The 19,513-nt window shown below is 48.0% G+C and carries 11 protein-coding genes; 4 read left to right on the plus strand and 7 right to left on the minus strand.

The features are described from left to right. Nucleotides 1-2: 2 nt before the first annotated feature. Both recB and recC read right to left on the minus strand, forming a co-directional pair. The gene (recB, locus tag ACHZCY_RS12175; protein ID WP_319549075.1) at nt 3-3,521 is read right to left on the minus strand and encodes an exodeoxyribonuclease V subunit beta; all 3,519 of its coding nucleotides are present in this window, start codon (nt 3,519-3,521) and stop codon (nt 3-5) included. Continuing rightward, entirely contained in the window at nt 3,505-6,696 is a 3,192-nt protein-coding gene (gene recC / locus ACHZCY_RS12180; protein ID WP_319549076.1) for an exodeoxyribonuclease V subunit gamma, read from the minus strand. The genes recB and recC overlap by 17 nt, the downstream gene beginning before the upstream one ends. A 428-nt stretch (nt 6,697-7,124) precedes the next feature. On the opposite strand from recC, the gene ACHZCY_RS12185 reads away from it, so the two are divergent. After that, nucleotides 7,125-9,971 (plus strand): PAS domain S-box protein, encoded by a 2,847-nt coding sequence (locus ACHZCY_RS12185; RefSeq protein ID WP_319549077.1) that lies wholly within the window; start codon nt 7,125-7,127, stop codon nt 9,969-9,971. 63 nt (nt 9,972-10,034) lie between these two features. On the opposite strand, the gene ACHZCY_RS12190 is transcribed toward ACHZCY_RS12185, so the two are convergent. From ACHZCY_RS12190 to ACHZCY_RS12200, 3 genes are read right to left on the minus strand one after another with little or no spacing between them, the layout of a single operon-like run. Beyond that, nucleotides 10,035-11,372 carry a M48 family metalloprotease gene (locus tag ACHZCY_RS12190; protein ID WP_319549078.1) on the minus strand — a complete coding sequence of 446 codons (1,338 nt, stop codon included), beginning with the start codon at nt 11,370-11,372 and terminating at the stop codon, nt 10,035-10,037. Nucleotides 11,373-11,412: 40 nt separating this feature from the next. Then, nucleotides 11,413-11,865: a putative molybdenum carrier protein gene (locus ACHZCY_RS12195; protein ID WP_205221704.1), complete on the minus strand. Its 453-nt coding sequence runs from the start codon at nt 11,863-11,865 to the stop codon at nt 11,413-11,415. After that, nucleotides 11,865-12,347 carry a rubrerythrin family protein gene (locus tag ACHZCY_RS12200; RefSeq protein ID WP_205221703.1) on the minus strand — a complete coding sequence of 161 codons (483 nt, stop codon included), beginning with the start codon at nt 12,345-12,347 and terminating at the stop codon, nt 11,865-11,867. Before ACHZCY_RS12200 ends, ACHZCY_RS12195 begins: the two co-directional genes overlap by 1 nt. Before the next feature lie 260 nt (nt 12,348-12,607). On the opposite strand from ACHZCY_RS12200, the gene amrS reads away from it, so the two are divergent. Next, nucleotides 12,608-13,618 carry an AmmeMemoRadiSam system radical SAM enzyme gene (amrS, locus tag ACHZCY_RS12205; protein ID WP_319549079.1) on the plus strand — a complete coding sequence of 337 codons (1,011 nt, stop codon included), beginning with the start codon at nt 12,608-12,610 and terminating at the stop codon, nt 13,616-13,618. A gap of 188 nt (nt 13,619-13,806) precedes the next feature. Next, nucleotides 13,807-14,325 carry a YcbK family protein gene (locus ACHZCY_RS12210; RefSeq protein WP_232370936.1) on the plus strand — a complete coding sequence of 173 codons (519 nt, stop codon included), beginning with the start codon at nt 13,807-13,809 and terminating at the stop codon, nt 14,323-14,325. A 365-nt stretch (nt 14,326-14,690) separates the two neighbouring features. Here the strand turns inward: ACHZCY_RS12210 and nhaA are convergent, their stop codons facing one another. After that, entirely contained in the window at nt 14,691-16,016 is a 1,326-nt protein-coding gene (gene nhaA, locus ACHZCY_RS12215) for a Na+/H+ antiporter NhaA (protein ID WP_319549080.1), read from the minus strand. Nucleotides 16,017-16,306: 290 nt separating this feature from the next. On the opposite strand from nhaA, the gene ACHZCY_RS12220 reads away from it, so the two are divergent. After that, entirely contained in the window at nt 16,307-19,204 is a 2,898-nt protein-coding gene (locus tag ACHZCY_RS12220) for an AMP-binding protein (RefSeq protein WP_319549081.1), read from the plus strand. 39 nt (nt 19,205-19,243) lie between these two features. Here the strand turns inward: ACHZCY_RS12220 and ACHZCY_RS12225 are convergent, their stop codons facing one another. Then, a complete protein-coding gene (locus ACHZCY_RS12225; RefSeq protein ID WP_205221698.1) occupies nt 19,244-19,444 on the minus strand; it encodes a hypothetical protein in 201 nt (66 codons plus the stop codon). Between the last annotated feature and the right edge of the window lie 69 nt (nt 19,445-19,513).

Here is a 19,513-nt window from a genome sequence, read left to right on the forward strand (position 1 = left end):
GATCAGGCGATTTTTCCTCGGAAATATTCATCAAGACGATAGATCAGTTCTGGAGCCGGCTTGGTGAAAAAGATACCGTTATTTTGTTGGTAATCAGGGTGCATCCCTCGAAGAAACAGGTAATAGATGCCGCCGAAATGGCTGTCAAAAGTGTACCCTTTGACTCGGCTTGCCAGGAAACGATGCAGAGCAAGGCTGTAAATGAGGTATTGAATGTCGTAGCGGTGTTCGGCCATGGCGAGCTCGAGCATATCTGCAGTGTAGTCGGATGCAGCGGAGCCAAGATAGTTGGATTTATAGTCTGCGATATAAAAACGATTATTGTGGATAAAAACCAGGTCAATAAACCCCTTCATCATACCTTTTATTTCATGAAGCTGGGTAGAAAGTGGTGAAAAATTCCATTGCGACAAGAGGTGATTAAACCCAGCTACATCGACTTGGGCCAGTGGGAACAGGAAAGAAAGTTCGTTAATTTTCTCACTTGCCGTTATCTCTTGCAGAGAGCACGCCTCTGGTAATTGCACAGAGAGAAGGGCTGCGTACCATCTTTCAATGAAAGGCAGCCACTGGTTGTCGATCCCTGCCTGAGTGATTGCATTGGTGATGGTTTCTGTCCAGGTCGAAGGAGAGGCTGTAAAATCGATTTTTTCAAAAATTGTATGGAGACATGTTCCCGCAGTTGCTCCTCGGGGAAAAGAAAAGGCGTCTTGAAATGGTTCCTGTTCGATCGGTATTGGCGGTAACTTGTGACCGGAAGAAGCAGTGCTGAAAGTTGTATTGTCTGCGGTCAGCTGAGAATAACTGGTCATGTGCCATCCGGATTGGATACGGGCCTCAAATGGTGCGACCTGCAGCTGTTCCACGGTCTCATCTGCCGCTAAAATATGATCTGGAAATGAAGGAGGCGATTGCTTTATTGCGATCAGCTTTTCTTGGATATTTAATTGTTCCAACTGCTGCAGTATCGCTTCTTCGCTGAGGAGTGTGCCGCCGGAGTCCGGATGAACAAGGGCTGCAAGAGCAGACGTCTCCATGGAAGATATGGTTCCCCAGCAAAAATAACAGCAGCAGCGTGCCCTGGTCAGTGCCACATACAGCAGTCGCATTGCCTCTGCCTGTTGTTCCTGCTGCGCAAGCTGCTGGTTCTCTTTGCTGCTACTGTCCAGATCAATCACCGCATCAAAAGTGGACCGATCATGAAAAATGAGCGGTCCGGTGCTGTTGGCAGCTCTACCGGACCAGAGAAAGGGTAGAAATACGATGGGGTATTCCAGCCCTTTTGATTTATGAATGGTGACTATCCTTACCAGGTTTTCATCGTTTTCAAGACGGATCTGCTGGTTTTCCGCCTCCTGTTCGGGCTTGTTTATTTGATTGGCAAACCAACGAACCAGGCTCGCTCTGCCGTGATTCCCGGCAGGTGATTGCTGGAGCAGTTCCATGAGGTGTAGATAATTGGTTAACTTTCGATCACCGCCATGCAGCGCACTCAGCCGGTGTACCACTTGCTCGGTGGCAAATAATTGCTGCAGCATGGGCATCACTCCCTGATCCTGCCAGAGTTGCGTATACTGCTGGAGTCGATTGAGGTACTGATCCCATTGATCGGGATGAGTGCGCAGTGCAGCAAGAGTGTTACCGTCACATCCGAAACAATCTGAAGCAAGGGCCGCACATATGGTTCCGGTATCGGTCAGGTCAAGCAGGGCAGTCAGGAGTGTGTAGAGCTGGCCAGCCTCTGCTGTGGAAAAAACAGACTCACGACTGTAATAGACACTGGTTATGCCTCGCCGATTGAGTGCCTGCTGCATTAGTTTTGCTTCGTTATGTGTTCGTACCAAGACAGCTATGTCGCCCGCTGTTAACGGGGTGGTTTCAATACATGCGCGTCCTCTGCCTGCAGCCTCCAGGAGCTGGAGTATTTCGTCGGCACAGTAGGCTGCTGAAGCTTGTGCTGCCGTTTCTTTGTTGATGGATTTGCTGCGTGAGCTGGTAATCAGATACTGGCTGGAGAGTATGAGTGCTGTCAAGGGAAGTGCTGGTTTCCCGTTGAGGAGAAGCGATTGCTCTTTCGCATTCGGTGCCGGACTGACAGGATGAAAAGATATATCGGGTTCAAAAAGAAAACTGTCTGGTTGTTGAAACAACGTATTAACCGCTCGTATCATGGATGCTGAGGAACGATAGTTCACTCCCATTGTATAACGGCAATTAGGGGGTGTTTGCCGCCGGGCATGGATATAGGTAAAAATATCTGCTCCACGGAAAGAATAGATAGCCTGCTTCGGATCACCGATCATAAACAGAGAACCTGGTGCATCGCCCTGGTAAATATGGCTGAAAATGCTGTACTGGAGAGGATCCGTGTCTTGAAATTCATCGACAAGTGCCACTGGAAAAATCTGCGCAATCCGTGCGGCTAGCAAGGGGCCTGAAACCGACTTTTCCAGAGCCCTGGCGAGATAGGTTAGTAAATCATCAAAGAAAAGCCAGGATTGCTCAGCCTTTCGAGATGCAAGTTCGGTGAAGAGATATGCCCGGGCCTTTTGGATGATTGCGATCCTGAGGCTGTGTATATATTGGTGATGGATGAGATAAAATTCTTCAAACGTGCTGAAAAAAAGGTGTGCAGGAGGGCTTTCACATTTTTTCTTGATATGTTGTGTAATGCTAGCCTGCTGTAACAGGGCAAGATGTTTTGGCAAGTGGTAGGGAAGGATTTGGTTTTGAGCCAGTTCCTCCATGGTCTCCATGATTTCCACGACCTTGTCATGGCGATAGGTCTTTTCGCTGCGTTTCAGGCAGGGATCCTGCTCCAGGATGAGGCTAACCTCTTCCTGACTTGAAGACCACAGACGACAAAGAGTCTTCCACAGGATTTGGCTGTCAGCTGCCAGCGCAGTCAGTTCTGCGTCTGTTACTTGCGGTATGACCACTGCCTGGGGGAGGGACAATGAATTTTTCAGCTCTGCCAGCAATTCTCCGGGACTGGACCAGTTTTGATTGACCCAGCCGGCCATTTCCCTGGTTGCGCTATAAAATTGGTTCCTCCAGAAATCTTCCATAATCTGGAGTTGAACAGGCTGTTCTGTTTCAAGGAACTCTGGGGAGAATGGTGCTCCTGTCTCAAAGGCGTTGTCCAGCAGGATGCGCTGGCAGAAACTGTGAATGGTGAATATGGCTGCCTCGTCCATTCTGACCAGCGCGTCACGTAGTCTTTGTGATGCTGTATCATGTCGAAAATTCTTGAGAAATACGGCAGTTTGTTGATCTTGCAGTCTGCCATGGGTGAAATAATCCAGGGCATCCCTGAGCCGGGAGCGGATCCGGGTACGTAATTCATCGGTTGCTGCACGGGTAAAGGTCACCACCAATATTTCATCTACAGACATCCCCTGCTCAACAATAAGGCGCAGGTAAAGCAACGTCAGGGTGAAGGTCTTGCCTGTTCCGGCACTGGCTTCCAGCAGGCGGATGCCGGAGAGCGGCATGCGGTAGGGGTCAAGTGGCTGCATCATCTGGCTCAATATGTTCCAGCAGCGGCATAAACAGTTCGCTGAGTTGGATAAATTCATGGTCTAGCGGATCAATACTCTCTGTACCGAACACCAATTGATAGGCAGGATGTTCACGCTCACCCCGGACCCAATAGTTTCCCTGCCATTTTTGGAGAGCATCTTTCGTTTGTTTGCCTGGCTTTGCCTTTGCCGCGGCTAAACTTGATTCCGGGAAGAAGTGAAGCGGTCGGGTTGCTCCTGCAAAAAAGAGGGTAAGGAGCTGGTGGAGGTGCTGTTGCGGATCTGCAACCGGCATAAAAACCATCGTCTGCTCCTTGGAACAATGGACGGAGCGTGGTGGAACCCCTGGTGGAGCAGCCAGGTTAAGGAGTAGGTGATTAATCCACATCTCTAAAAGGGTTGCACTTTTCACATGCGCACTACGCCAGGTAACCCTTCCTGTACCGTACAGATTGTGCAACCACCCTTTCAGCTGCCACGGGCCAATCGACGCGTCAATTTCGATCGGAGTACACTGCTCAAGGGTTAGGTCGCCTATTTTTGTGGCCAGCAGAGAAGAGCTCTGTCGCATTTCATCCATGAGGGTAATCCCGAATCCTGCCTGGGGAAGGATGCCGGATGTATGCAGGCGATGTTCAATGGCATCTATTTGCTGGTTGCTGATAAGTGATTGTACCGTCTCCTGCCGCAGGAAAAATTGCTCAAGAGCGTCCAGGGAAAATGGTTCTGCCTCCTCCAGGCTGACTAAACTCCCTTCTGGGCGAATTCCCAACTGGTTTTCAAGGAAAAAGCGGACCGGGTGTTTCCAGAAGGTGATAAGCTCCTGGGCTTCAACCGTGTGCTTAACTGAGTCGGAAGCGAACTTGAGCTCCTTCACAAAGGGGCCGGCAGGCTCTTTACGAACAGAAGGGAGCCATTCCGGCGCGTAACTGGAGAGTAGGTTTTTTACCTGGGCAAAGGATTTAGGGCTAAAAGGTTGCAACGGGTGGACAGTGGTTACCTGTTGGCTTGGCGGTGTTGGCTCTTGAGGAAAAGAGCTGTCCAGATAATCCAGTAGCTCACAGACAACCGCTGAGGGAGGAGATTCCGCATTGTCCCGCTGGTCTCTCCCGGTCCATGAAATATAAAGCGTATTTTCGGCAGAGAGTAGTATTTCCAGGAACAAATAGCGATCATCTTTCCGCCGATCCCGGTCCCCCAGTCTTGGTTCTGTGACGGTAAGGTCAAAGGAGAATGTCTGCTGTACACGGGGAAAGGCAGCGTCATTCATCCCCAAGAGACAGATGACTGGAAATGGTACAGCCCGCATGGGAACCATGTTGCAGAAAGTGACTCTCCCGGTGAGGAAGACCCGGCCGGATGCCGGCTGTTGCAGTTGCCTCTTAAAATGGAGCATGACAATGTCAGGATCAAGCAGGCTATCCAGTGCGGCATTGTGAGTATCTTGACTAAATTGAAGAATGGCTTCTGATACGATGGTAAAACCGACCGGGTCACGTTCCTGGTCAAAAAAAGTGTGAAGTAACTCTAGCAGGAGCTGGGACCATTGTTCTGCGTTTCCGGCTCTATGTAATCTGGGGAGCCAGTTCTGCAGTTGAGAGATAAAAGATGCAAACCCGCCCAGCAGCTCGGCATAGCTTTCACTCATGGTTGGGTAGGGGTATAATCCTTGAAAATGTGCATCATCGCCAACCATGAAGTACCCAAGCAGGAGTTTTTGCAGACCGAATTGCCAACTGTTTTCATCAAAAGCAGCGCCTTCAAAGCTGCATCGGTGTTGGTGGTCAATCCCCCATCGTATTCGGACTTCGTCGACCCATTGTCGTATTTTCGGCAGGTCGGTTCGTTGTAATGCAAAACGTGCCAGCAGTGGATCCGTCTCCAGTAAAGCCATGACCTCCGGTGCTGTGCATCGCCCCTTGAACAGGGCAAGGAGGTCTAAAAAAGCTTGAACGGTGACCGCTTCTTTACTCAGCGGGCTGTCAGCAATGGAGAAGGGGATGCGCCTATCAGGAGCAGCGCTGTTAAACACTCCGCGTATGGCATCGGCATATTTTTCAATGTCAGGCGCTGTAACGAGAATATCGCTTGCTGTAAGTTCAGGGTTGTCTTGAAAGAGATCAAGAAGACGGTTGTGGAGTACCTGGACCTCCCTTAACGGCGAGTGGCAGATGTGAAACTGAAGAGAGTGGTCGTGGTTGAAGGGGTGCAACTGTTGATAAAGAGGATCCGTGCCGTCTTCAAGAGTAAGTAATTGGTTCTGGACGGTGCCAAGTATGGACGGTTCGGCGTTTTTACAGTATTTATCAGTTACATCAATATCATACTCCAGTAAGTGTTGCAGGAAATCACGGCCCACCGCCCCCCATGAAGAAAGCAGAGGGTTACCGGTTGTGATATATAGATCTTGCTGCTCCTGGAGGGTGTGGCCGCGTTTTTTATTCTGTCGAGCCTGTTCTTTCTCTGATTGCAGGTCTCCCCAGTATTCCTGGCAGGGACTGAGGTGAAAAAGATGGATTTCAGAGCATGTACTCATTTGCACCAGGAGCTCAAGGTAGACCGGCGGCAGGGAGTTTAAGCCGAACAGAAAGCAGCGGCGGGGGAGATCCGGGGGACAGAAAGATTTTTTCCCGTGCTGGGAGAGAAAGGTGGTGAAAAGCTCGGCCTTGTGAACGACACCCTGGCTTACATGCCGCCACAGCTCAGCTTGCCAGGATTGATCATTGCCCTGATCCCATTGTGAAATAATATCAGGACGGTAAACCTGGTATTTATCAAAAATATCACTTATGGCTTCAGCCAGCTGATAACATTTGATCGCCTGGGTGTTACCTTGGATATATTGGTGCACTTCCTTGAATTGGTCTTGGGTGGCCAGTTGAGGTAGTGCGTCAAAGATACGCCATAAAAGTACCGGCTGCTCAAAGCCTGACAGATCTGCAGTCGTTCCGGTAAATGTGTTGAGCATGTCGCCCAGGAAACGACCGGGAAGCGGAAATTCAAGATGAGCAGCGATGCCGTTGATTGCAGCGAGTTGTAGCGAAATCCATTGTGCCATTCCATGGTGCTGAACAACAATGATATCAGTATCCAGAGGAGAAGAGGGGTTGGATGAGAGGATATCGCTCAATTGCCGGACTAGTGTTTTCAGCTTGTTGGATTGGTATAGAAACAAGAGGGTTTCACCTGTAAAAATGATCCCGATTATGCCGAAGGGATAAAAATAATGTTTTGTATGTGAACGAGTGTGATGGGCTTTTAGATATCCATCAATAGTTCAGTCCTATGATAATCGGGCAAATAAATTTTGGAAATAGATATCATTTTGCTATAATTTTAATAACTCACGATGTACCCCTGATTTCTCGTGGACATTGTATTAATTGACTCAATTGTACACAATTTCTTCATATTGGAACGGCAAAGCTGCAGAATGTTCACCTTTAATCCGTTAATTCTGCTTCATGTTCTGAGTTTTTGGTAATAAATATAGACTATTAACGGATTTTATGCTTGGCTATTTACAGCCGGAAAACTTGAATCCGGTGTCGCCTTAACTGATGAGAAATATGAGCTAGTGCTATTCATTAACAGCTAATTTACATGCGCCGATTTCCTTACTCATATGTGCTGCTTTCCCTGGCAGCGACCCTTACTTTGGCAGGATTGTTTTACCTACCATATCTTTCCGTGAGGAACAAAACGATAAAGGCCTTCCATGAACAGCAAACCTTGTTGCTGGACCAGGCCGTTAAAGGTGTTCAAGGGTATTTTTCTACTTACCAACACGCACTTGAGTACCTGGCCGAGCAAGACTCTATTCTTGAACTGGATAGCAGCGGAAAATTATTGATGGAAGATTTTTATGCTATTCATAAGTCACGGCTTTTGGCAGTCTTTCGTAGTGATGAGAATGGGGACGTTGTCTTTGCTACCACGGGAAGGGAGAACAGCCCATGGAGTGGGATAGATAAGCAGGTTCTGAAACAGGTTCTGTTGGAGAAAGCTCTGGCTGTCAGTGAACCGATTGATGCTCATCAGAAAGAATGCTGTGTCGTCATGACGCAACCTGTTTTTAGAGCGGATGTGTATTTTGGGAATATTTCCTTTCTCATTTCTTTTAAAGAGGTCGCCAAAAGATACATTGATCCGGTGAAGCTTGATCGTGCGGCTTATGTCATGCTGTTTAGCCGCAATGGTATAACACTCCATGCTCCACAACCGGAATTAGTCGGTACGCCGATAAACAGCTATCGTCATAATGAACTACAGCAGCTGCACGCAAAGATGGAAGGGGGGCAGAAAGGCTTTTTTACCTTGACCGAGGATTTTATTGTCACCGAGCAGAGGCGCGATCTTCACCGCCACGGAGTGTATCTGCCGGTGAATTTACCGGGTGGTACTTTTTGGTCTATTTTGATTGTCGCGCCGGAAAATGAAGTCCTGTATACAATGGCTGCCTTTCGCAAACAATGGTTGATAGTGACCGTCATTACAACCATAGCCGTCGGTTGTCTCAGCATGGGCTTGACCCTGGTAATAGCCGGAAGAAGGGAGGAAAAAAAACAAAGGGAGGTCGAAGAGCAGTTGGTGATTTTGCTTGATCATGCTCCCATGGGCGTTTTACTTGTTAATGGGAAGGGTACGGTAACGTATGCCAACAAAGCAGCATCCCACATGATAGAAGTCGATTCCCGGCAAACACTCTACAATACTCCTTTTTTAGAGTTCATTCATCAGGATGATCAGGGAAAGATCGCTGATAAATTGAGGAACCGACAGCCTGGAAATGCCGGGGAAATCGCTTCTGTCACCGTCACGACTACTGGAAAAACCAATCGTGATGCCAAGGTTTCAATAACTCCTTTTACTCTGGGCAGTGAACGGTGCGCTATTGTTATCCTTCAGGATATAACTGAGGAGCTCAAAGTAGAGGAAACACAGCGTCGCCTGGCAACAGCTGTTGAACAGGTCAGTGAGATAGTGATGATCACCGACACTGAAGGCATTATTGAGTATGTCAATGGGGCTTTTGGGAAAATGACCGGTTACAGCCGGGAAGAGGCTTTGGGAAGTGAATACTTTCTGATGTGTTCCAGTGACAATGACAAACATCTGTTTGAGCATATTGGGGAAGTTGTCAGCAGGGGGGAAACATGGCGGGGAAGGATCATCAATAAAAGGAAGAACAGTACAGTCTTTATTGTTGCTTCGTCTGTCTCACCGGTTCGTAATCATGTAGGGCGAGTCACTCACTGGGTAACTGTACAGCGCGATATTACCAACGAGGTCGAAATTGAATCCCGTCTCCGGCAAGCACAGAAAATGGAAGCAATCGGCACCTTTGCCGGTGGGATTGCCCATGATTTTAATAATATCCTGGGTGCTATAATCGGCTTTACCGACATGGCACTCTTGCAAAGTGAAAAAAGTTCCGAGCTCTATGATCACCTGGTCCATATTCGTCAGGGAGGGAAACGGGCTGCCGATCTTGTGCACCAGATCCTTACTTTCAGTAGACAGTCAACCATGGAAAAGATAGCTGTCACCGTTGCTCCGGTGATCAAGGAGAGTCTACGTCTTATCCGTGCCTCCATTCCATCAACCATTGCTATTGAAAGACATATCCTTGATCAGGACAGCAAGGTCATGGCGGCACCTGTCCAGCTGCAACAGATCATGATGAATCTATGTAGTAACGCTTTTTACTCTATGCGGGAAAAGGGGGGGACATTGACGATTATTCTGGAACAGGCCTCAAGCGACAAGTGTGGTGATCTTGACGTCGGTTTCGGCGATACCTGTCTCTGTCTGACTGTCCAGGACACTGGGGTTGGGATGGAGGACGCAACATTACAGCGCATTTTTAATCCGTTCTTCACAACAAAGGAACCTGGTGAAGGCACTGGAATGGGATTGAGCGTTGTACTTGGTATTGTCCAGGACCTGGGAGGCGATGTCCAGGTAGAGTCAGTTGTTGATAAAGGGACAACTTTCAGTATCTACTTGCCGCTTGCAGGCCAAAGCGGAAGTGGGGAGCTGTTGATCAGTGAAGCACCTTTGCCGAGCGGTACCGAGCATGTTCTTGTTATTGATGACGAGAAAGATATCAGGGAAACCTTCAAGATGATGCTTAATCATTTTGGATATAGCGTCACTACAACCAGCAATCCAAAAGAAGTTCTGTCCCTGTTGCAGGATAAAGATTGCAGCGTAGATTTGGTCATCACTGATCATACAATGCCGGTGATGACAGGACTTGAATTAACTGAAAAGATAGCAGAAATAAGACCTGAGCTGCCAGTGATTCTCTGTACAGGTTATTCTGATAAATTAAACTTAGATGCTGCCATAGGTGCGGGGGCATGCGCCCTTATGATGAAGCCCGTGGATCTTCAGGAACTTGCATCTTCGGTTCGCTCCGCACTGGAGAGTTCTGTCTCCTCTTGAGCAACAGGTCACCTTCTGGACAAACAGGGACAAGGAAAGACAGGGGGCTTTGTCTCTCTATGTCTACTTGGTGTAACCCCATGTTTTTAAACGATTATAGGCGTATTGTGCTTTTTCCCCCTGTTTGATGCGCTGGATATATCCCATGTAGTATTTGGCCGCGTCCTGTCTGGATCCCATACCCTCCTTTGCCACCCCTTGAAAAAAAGTTATCTCCGGATTGCCCGGCAGAAGATTGTCAAACGTCGAGAGATGGTGATACGCTTGGTCATAACGTTGGTTGACTATTTCACTGACCCCGATAATCAGATGAGCTTGTGCTTCCTGTGGATATATCTGTGCTGCCCTCTGCGAATAGTGCGCCGCTTTTTTGGTGTTTTTAAGAGCAAATTGACATTTACCCATCATAACTAAAGCTGCGTAGTCATCGGGCATTTGTTGCAGTACTTTCTGCAGTTTCTGTTCCGCAGAATCATATTTTCCTTTGGCCATGTCGGTGGCGCCTTTCTGCATAAGAGATATGGCCGCCTTGTTTTTGCGTAAAGAGGCGGTCATATCCATGAATCGTTCTCTATGCACAGGGGCAGCGTGCAGTTGACTATATTTTTCTTCTGCAGCCTTCTTGGCCCATGCAAGGCGTTCGTCACTCATGGGATGAGTACTGAACATGACCTCGACCGCACTTGGCTTGTGCTTGTTGTTTTGTAAGAGTATCTCCATCAGGCCAATCATGCCGGAAGGGTTATATCCGGTTCTGGTCATATATTCCATTCCAAGGGCATCGGCTTCTCGTTCATTATCCCGGCTGTAATGGGCAAGGAGCGCTCCTGCCCCAAGCTGACCAAAGCTTTGCACAAGATCGGCAGCACCTCCATACCCAGCAGCACTGGTAGCCACTGACGCACCGGTGAGCAATAGAGAGGTAAGCATCCCCTTTCCCGACTGTTCAGCAGTGTGCCTGGCGCAGACATGACCGATCTCATGACCAAGAAGGGCTGCCAGTTCAGCTTCATTTTCCAGTTCGACCAGGATGCCGCGGGTAACGGCAATGGAACCGCCGGGAAAGGCATAAGCATTAATATAGGAAGCGTTGACGCCGCGAAAGGTAAACGGCATGTGTGGCCGATGTGACCTGCTCGCAAGTTCCTGCCCAATGCGGGTGATGTACTGGTTGAGCTGCTGGTCTTGCAGGGGGCCGTAGTCTGTGGAAAATTGAAGGGGAGATTGTTTTTTGTCCAGGCTGATCTCTTCGCTTTCACTCATGATCATAAACTGATTTTTTCCTGTGACAGGATCGACAGCACATCCCGAAAGCAGAGGCAGTGAAAGATAAGAGGCTGTACCTGTGCCGAGGAAACGGAGGAGTTGTCGTCGTGTTAGTATTTTTTTTGCAATGGACATAATCTTTTCTCCAGCGGTTAAGGAATCAGCGGAGGTTTTTTTACCATCTTATTTCCTGAATCAGGGTGAAAACCGCGTTATATATGCGTGAATCATTTGAAGCGCGAGGCCCTGCAACATTCAGTGTCCGGATGTGGTTGTCCTGCAGCCATCGTTCAACGGCAAGGACCGATTTATTGCCGGGGAAGAGGTCAAAATCGATATGCAGGCAGGGACGATGATGTTTGATGGTAAGAGCTTCGGTGAGAGCAGACCCTCCACTGAGGGGCCCAAAAGAGCATATCAGGGTTCCATCGCTGTCTATGACATTTTTTTCGGTTCGCACGCGGTATTGACCGGTACTGAGCTCTTTGAGATTGTATTTGGAAGGGAGGGGGCCGTTTTCCGTTTTTCGGCCCTTGGGGAGCCAGCCTCCATGTTCAACGCCTCGGGAAATGGCTGCATCAAGGGCTGCCAGATCGGCACCCGATTGTCCACCGGAAACAATTCTCATCAGCAAACCTTTTTGAACCGGCGTGCTGCAGCTGTACAGATCGGGCAGGCTTCGGGTAGTTTGGCAGAGGCTATAAAACCACAAAAATCACAGATAAAGAAGGTGTCTGGAAGTTGTCTCTCTTCCTGGGCACGCTTTGCGAGCTGCAGGTTAATTTGAGTGATCCGCAATGCATGGTCGCAACCGGTCGCAACCGCCTTGTTGTTTGCTTCTACTGCCAGTTGATGGCACCTTTCATATTTTGTCAAGAATCCAGGTAGTTCCTCATCTATAACCAGAGAAAGATTTTCATCACTGTGGCTGATAAAGCCTCGGACCTGAAGCAGGATTCTACGGGCCTGTGCCCTGTGAGACAGAGTAAGAGCTTTATACATCTGGGCCAGTTCCGGTCTTTGATCCTTTTCAGCCCTTATTGTATAAACTTCCAGCCGGGTTGCTTCTTTTATTAGCTGGGCATAAAGATTGAGGAGTTGTTCTTCCATATTTTTAATGAATGTGCGCAGATTTGTAGAGTTACTGGAGTAGTGAGGCCCAGGCTGTCGGTACTCTTCTCTAGTGAGCCAGGGAAAAAAATATTTTGCAGACTCTATGATGTGATACAATACTTAGGAAGTATACAGTATCGTGCAGAGGAGAGGCATTGAAATGTATGAGTCGGTTGATGCTGCCTCCTTTGCTTACATCCAACCTATTATAACGGGAGGAGTGTTTGTCCGTCAACCGGGAAACACTGTCGTGAGTCATGCATGAAGCGATGTTCTATACTCAAGGAAAATCCGATACAGTTACCTGCTCGCTTTGCTGTCATCGCTGTACCATTCAACCAGGACATAGAGGTCTTTGCGGGGTAAGGGAAAATAGGGAAGGACGACTGTTCAGTCTTGTGTATGGTTTATTGGTGGCTGAGCATATTGACCCAATAGAAAAAAAGCCTTTGTTTCATTTTTTACCCGGTAGCCGCACCTATTCCATTTCCACGGTGGGATGCAATTTTCGTTGTCTTCATTGTCAGAATTTCGAAATCTCTCAGTACCCTCATATGCACGACCAGGAAATTATCGGTAAGCAAACCACGCCTGAGAAGGTGGTTGCCTTAGCCGAGCAAAAGGGATGCACAAGTATTAGCTATACCTATGTGGAACCTACTGTCTTCTTTGAATATAGTAGGCGGTGTGCTGAACTCGCCAGGCAGAAAAAAATTCGTAACGTCTATGTCAGCAATGGGTATATGACCCCTGAGGCTGCCAGAGATATTGCTCCGTTCCTTGATGCTATAAATATTGATATTAAAGCATTTACTGATTCTTTTTATAAAAAAGTATGCAAGGCACGTTTACAGCCGGTTCTTGATAATGTTCTTCTTTTCCATGAACTTGGTGTGTGGGTGGAGGTGACGACCCTGATTATTCCAGGATTAAATGATTCGGACGAGGAGTTAAAGGAAATTGCCGCCTTCATTTATCAAATCGACCCAGCTTTACCATGGCATGTGAGTGCTTTTTACCCTACCTACAAAATGATGGACAGACCTCGCACTTCTCCGGAACTGTTGCGTAAGGCGTATCGTATCGGAAAAGAAGCCGGGCTTCACCATGTTTATCAGGGTAATATTCCGGGAGAAGGTGAAGATACTTTTTGTCCGGAGTGTGGAGCAAAGATAATCGAGAGAAATGGTTTTTTGTTGCAAAAGAAGCAATTAATTGATGGGAAATGTGAAGCGTGTCAGGCTGAAATAAGAGGCGTTTGGAGGTAACTTATTGCAATTGCATGTCTTTTTAAATATTCTTCTTGACTTTTTTCAAAGGTTGCATTTTACTGGCTTGAATTATTTGGTTAAATAATTCGTATCGTTATGGAATCATAACATAAAGTCATTAGAGCAAACCTGAGGGAATGAGAGCGACATTTTTTAGCGAAAAGACTTCTTCAAGAAGACAGTTGATGAAAAAAACAGTTAAGCTGGGCCTTGCGTTGGCAGCTGGAACTAATCCTGTAGTGGCTGGAGCAAAAAGGCTCGAGAAGAAGACGCTCTCTTTTTATCATACCCATACCAGGCAGTCCCTTGGTGTCACTTATTTCCATCATGGAATGTACGATCCTGTTGCTCTTGGTCAGATAAACCATTATCTTCGCGATTTTCGTACTGGTGAAGTGCATACCATTGATAGAAGACTGCTGGACGTGTTGTGGGATATACAGCAGGATATGGGGTATAAGGGGACGTTTGAGGTCATCTCCGGGTTTCGCTCCCCTGTAACCAACAAGAAGTTGAGGCAAAACAGTTCCGGCGTTGCCAAAAGAAGCCTGCATATGGAAGGGCGGGCAATAGATATTCGATTTTCAGAGGCTCCGACACGTTACGTTCAACAATGCGCCATTGCCATGCAATGTGGTGGTGTCGGCTATTATCCTAAGTCAGATTTCGTCCATATCGATACCGGTCGTTTCAGGACCTGGTAAAATCCTTTTTACAGGATATAACAGTTTTTGCCTGATCAACTAAAAAGGGGGACGTGTGTTCCACCACCCCTTCTCGTTTTTTCTCAAATGTAAAAATAATACCAGACAAGGTGTTTAGCCCGGATTTCTCATCAGTGAAGTTTTTCGCAGATCGAGGCGCAGGATACGCAGCAGGTGAGCGTAGACTCCGATAGTAAGCTACCGCAAATAGCCTGCAACAAAGAGTCTGCGGAAAAATCCGCTGACCCGGAGGGTGAGTTTTTTGATTATCGACGAAAAAACAGTCTGTTTTTTTAGCGCTACCGTATTTTCTATAAATATCAAAAATTTAAGTCGAAAATCAAAAAACTCATAAGAAATTCGGGTTAGGAATTGTTTGCCTTGGCAGTAGGCAGCGCCTTATGCAGGACAATATAGCCTGCCGCCGCCGCAAGAATAGATGCTATGAAGATAGCGATTTTTGCATCGGCAATGAGTGTATCATCAACAAAGGCCAATTCACTGATAAAAATGGACATGGTAAAGCCAATTCCGCTGAGGAGCGAGGCCCCCCAGAGTTGGGTCCACGTAATACCTCCGGAAAGTTCAGCCAAGCCGCTTTTGATTACCAGAAAGCTGAAACCGAAAATACCTATCTGTTTCCCGAGGATTAAACCGAGGATAATGCCAAGACTGACAGAGCTTGGAAAACCCTGGAATGTTTCTACATCAATGGTAACCCCTGCTGCAAAGAGAGCAAAAAGAGGGAGAATTAAAAATGCCTGCACATTATGCAGGTTTTGTTCCAGGTAGATACCTGCCGGGATCATGTCTTCGGCCGCCAGATAGATCTGATTGATGGCTTGGAGTTGCTGCTTGTCGTCCACCATACTCGCTCGAGTGAGTTTCGTTGTCTCCAGTTTCGCAATGCGCTTTTTTATTACATCATAAAAATGCTGCGGATCAATGCTGGCTTTTACCGGATAGGCCATGGCAATCATGACGCCGGCGATGGTAGCATGGATTCCAGAGAGAAATACACAGAGCCATATGGAGATAATCAGGAGTAAATGGATCCCAGGTCTTCTCACCCCCATGCGAATGGTGTAGGAGAGCAGGAACAAAAGCGCTATTGCCAAGACCAGGGCGGCGATGGAAATAGAATCAGTATAAAAAAAGGCAATAACCAGCACAGCCATCAAGTCATCCACAATGGCCAGGGCGGTCAGGAAGACCTTGAGGCTTATAGGGACACGATTGCCGAATAGAGCGAGTACACCCAGTGCAAAGGCAATATCGGTTGCCATGGGAATCCCCCATCCAGCAGAGGTGGGACCGCTTTGGTTGAATGCGTAGTAGAGCAGAGCCGGCAAGACCGCACCGCCACAGGCTGCTGCCACCGGTAAAATGGCCTTGCGAAAGGAAGAAAGTTCCCCGATGAGTACTTCTCTTTTTATCTCTAATCCCACGACAAAGAAAAAGATAGCCATCAGTCCATCCTTGATCCAATGATCGAGGGTCAGATGGTACTGCTTACCGGCAAAATGGGTGCCTATATCCAGGTGGCTCAGGGTGTGGTAGACCTCTGCCCAAGGCGAATTTGCCCATCCCACCGCAATGATGGTCGCCAGGAGCAGCGCGATGGAACCTGAAGATTGGGAATGAAGGAATCTGTCAAACAACGTTTGTGAAGGGGTAATTTCCTGCGGCATTATCTCTTCCTTGGTGAATGTGCGGGCTAGCGGCGAATTTCGATAGTATGTTGTAAATGGCAAGTATAGTTTGCTTTGTTGTTGAAAACAAGGGGCATATTTGTTTGGACGGCAGGCAGGATTGAAGCGGGATGGGCTGGATGATGCAGGAAAGAACTGATCAAGCAGAGAAGAAAAAGTGCCTATCCTCAGTTTTTGATCTAGTATACTCTTTTTAAGACAGTTACAGTTCGGGTTAGATTGACAGCTTTTAGATTTTAGCTGAATAGTAGCCAAGATATTGAGTAGTTATGCTATCGAGTGAGGAGTCAGGCTCTTTTCAATCCATGCAAATGTACGGCTTGCCTATGAAGAACGGAGAAAAAAGACAGCTTGTTTTTGCTGAAATAAAAAAACTGATCAAAGAACTTCATCCGGAGCTCCATGTCCAGCCCCGCGTGTCGCTGGATAGTTTGCTTGATAAGGATCTGGGGTTAGACAGTCTCGGCAGGATAGAACTGTTGGTTAGGTTGGAGAAAAAACTGGAAGTACACCTTGCAGAGAGAGTGTTGACGACCGCTGAGACTCCCAGGGATATCCTTCGTGCGCTGGAGAAAAGCAGAGGAGCGAGGACACAAGGAGCGCCTGACGAGCGGGTTGTTACTGAACCGGTGGCTGATGTGGATCTCACACGCTATGAACCGCTCACTTTAAATGAAGTAATAACCCATCACGCAGAGTTCCTTTCCGACACCGTCCATATTACCCTTGATGATTTTAATAATGGCGAAAAAAATATAAGTTTTGCTGAATTATACAAGGGTGCCCAAGAAGTAGCAGGTGGGCTTCAGCAATATGGTTTGGAGCAGGGCGATACGGTTGCAATTATGCTGCCGACAAGTACTGCGTACTTTTATAGTTTTATGGCGGTATTGCTCATTGGTTGTGTCCCGGTTCCTCTTTATCCACCAACCAGGCCGTCGCAGATAGAGGAGCATCTTCGTCGGCACACAAAAATATTGGACAATGCCCAGGCAAGAGTGCTGATAACCATTGATCAGGTTCGCTTGATAGGCAGGCTGCTTCAGACTCAGATCGACTCTCTACGGGCAGTCGTCACTGTCGAAGACCTTTGCGAAAACAGGCAATCTTTTGTCCCTATCCCTTGTCGCGAAGGGGATACAGCGTTTCTCCAATATACCTCGGGGAGTACTGGCGACCCAAAGGGCGTTATTCTGACCCATGCCAATCTGCTGGCCAATATTCGGGCCATGGGGCAGGTGACCAAGGCCGGGTCAAAGGACGTCTTTGTTTCCTGGTTGCCATTGTATCATGATATGGGGTTGATTGGAGCCTGGCTGGGGAGCCTCTATTTTGGATGCAGGCTGGTGGTAATGCCGCCTCTTTCTTTTCTAGCTCGACCCGAGCGATGGCTCTGGGCTATCCATAAATATCGAGGCACTCTTTCCGCTTCTCCCAATTTCGGCTACGAAGTCTGTTGTCGTCGCATAGACGATGCTGCGTTGGAAGGGCTGGACTTGAGTTCCTGGCGACTTGCCTTTAATGGTGCAGAATCGATTAGCAGTCAGACCATCACTCGTTTTATCAATCGTTTTACAGCATATGGATTTCGCAAAGAATGTTATGCGCCGGTTTACGGTCTGGCTGAATCCTCGGTGGGGTTGGCCTTTCCGCCTCTTAACAGGGGGCCCCTGGTGGACGTTATCAAGCGTGACCTTTTTTTACGTACAGGACAAGCGACACCGACAGGAGAACAGGAGAGCTCGCTTGAGTTTGTTGCATGTGGTCAGCCTTTACCTGGGCATCAGGTAAGAATTGTTGATTCGGACGGCCGAGAGCTCCCTGACCGGCAGCAGGGAAGACTTCACTTTAAAGGGCCTTCTGCAACAAGCGGCTACCTGCGTAATCCTAAACAGACCAAAGAGCTTTTTGTTGATGAGTGGCTTGATTCAGGCGATCTTGCCTATATTGCTGATGGCGATGTGTATATTACCAGCCGGGTCAAAGACATTATCATTCGAGGCGGTAGGAATGTATATCCCCATGAGTACGAAGAGGCCGTGGGAGATATTGATGGTATTCGAAAGGGATGTGTTGCCGTTTTTGGCAGTCACGACAGGCAAGACGGCACTGAAAAGGTGGTGGTTCTTGCTGAATCCAGGGTAGTTGCTCCAGATAGACAGGCCGCATTGCGAGAGAAAATCACCAGTATCGGGGTAAACTTGCTCGGTATGCCTCCCGATGATGTCATAATTGCCTCGCCAGGCTCTGTGCTCAAAACATCCAGCGGAAAAGTCCGCCGTGCAGCCACCAGGGAGTTATATGAAAAAGGGATCATCGGCCAAAAACAACGACCTGTATGGTTGCAAATTATACATATGTCGCTGGTGAGTGTGCTGCCGGTTCTCCGGCAGTTGTACCGCAAGGTCGGCAGCTATGGGTATGCAGCATACTGCTGGCTGCTTTTAGCAGTGCTGGTGGTGCCTCTTACTGCAGGTCTTTCAATGATCAGATCTGCCGACAAAAGCTGGCTTCTTGCCCATCGGTGTGCCCGTCTGCTTGCCTGGTTAAGTGGAACGAGAATCGATATCAAGGGGAGGGCGCATATCGAAAAGCAGGAGCATGTACTGCTGGTTGCCAATCACATGAGTTACATGGATGCCTTGATCCTGACAGCCTCAATGCCGGTGAGGTGCAGTTTTGTCGCGAAAGCTGAGTTGGGGGAAAACAGATGGCTGCGAAGACCACTCACCAATTTGGGAACTATTTTTGTAAAGAGGTTTGATGCGGAACAGGGCAAAGAGGATTCGAAGAGGATTTCTCAGCAGGTTGGGAGTGGTCAGCGGATTTTGTTTTTTGCTGAAGGTACGTTGCAGCGCATGTCCGGTCTGCTTCCCTTTCAGATGGGCGTCTTTGTGGCTGCAGTGGAAAATAAAACAGGTATTGTTCCGATTACCATTCGCGGAACGCGCAATAAACTACGCTGCGACTCCTGGTTCCCACGCCGTGGGCCGGTACGAGTGATCTTTTCTCCAAAGATCATGCCCACGGGCGATGATTGGCAGGCTGCGCTTAGCTTGCGCAACGCTGTTCGAGGAAAAATTTTAAGCCAGGTCGGTGAACCTGATCTGGCAGGTGAGTTTAGTTCATTGGCGCAAATGGATATTGCAAGGCCGGAAAAGGAATAAAGGCATTAAGGTCGCAATTGAATATCCGTTTTGAAAGCTTTACACGTCCGCTCCAGGAGGATACCCGAAATCTGAGTCGGTTACCTTGCCTCGTTTTCCCTGAATCGCTTGCTCCATTAGGTCCAGGCAAAGGTCAAGAGCCGGCCCTGCATTGAAAAGCATTGGCGGCAACTCACCGAAACGTTTTTTGTATTCCCTTACCACCCTTGAGTATCGTTCATTGTTTATCGTGGTTGTCATTATTTTTTCCTGTCGTGTGTGTCATGGCTATGACATCAATGCCGGTGCAGGCGTCAGGCTTCTACTTAG

Origin of the sequence: Desulfogranum marinum, assembly GCF_963675105.2 — a bacterium.
In the GTDB taxonomy this organism is placed as follows: domain Bacteria; phylum Desulfobacterota; class Desulfobulbia; order Desulfobulbales; family Desulfobulbaceae; genus Desulfogranum; species Desulfogranum marinum.

What these genes read in the sequence shown, in the direction of transcription:
- ACHZCY_RS12200 (WP_205221703.1), bottom strand. Translation starts at nt 12,347, where the DNA reads ATGGAAGAACAACTCCTCAATCTTTATGCCCAGCTAATAAAAGAAGCA.
- amrS (WP_319549079.1), top strand. Translation starts at nt 12,608, where the DNA reads ATGCATGAAGCGATGTTCTATACTCAAGGAAAATCCGATACAGTTACC.
- ACHZCY_RS12190 (WP_319549078.1), bottom strand. Translation starts at nt 11,372, where the DNA reads ATGTCCATTGCAAAAAAAATACTAACACGACGACAACTCCTCCGTTTC.
- nhaA (WP_319549080.1), bottom strand. Translation starts at nt 16,016, where the DNA reads ATGCCGCAGGAAATTACCCCTTCACAAACGTTGTTTGACAGATTCCTT.
- ACHZCY_RS12185 (WP_319549077.1), top strand. Translation starts at nt 7,125, where the DNA reads ATGCGCCGATTTCCTTACTCATATGTGCTGCTTTCCCTGGCAGCGACC.
- ACHZCY_RS12225 (WP_205221698.1), bottom strand. Translation starts at nt 19,444, where the DNA reads ATGACAACCACGATAAACAATGAACGATACTCAAGGGTGGTAAGGGAA.
- ACHZCY_RS12220 (WP_319549081.1), top strand. Translation starts at nt 16,307, where the DNA reads ATGCTATCGAGTGAGGAGTCAGGCTCTTTTCAATCCATGCAAATGTAC.
- ACHZCY_RS12195 (WP_205221704.1), bottom strand. Translation starts at nt 11,865, where the DNA reads ATGAGAATTGTTTCCGGTGGACAATCGGGTGCCGATCTGGCAGCCCTT.
- ACHZCY_RS12210 (WP_232370936.1), top strand. Translation starts at nt 13,807, where the DNA reads ATGAAAAAAACAGTTAAGCTGGGCCTTGCGTTGGCAGCTGGAACTAAT.
- recB (WP_319549075.1), bottom strand. Translation starts at nt 3,521, where the DNA reads ATGATGCAGCCACTTGACCCCTACCGCATGCCGCTCTCCGGCATCCGC.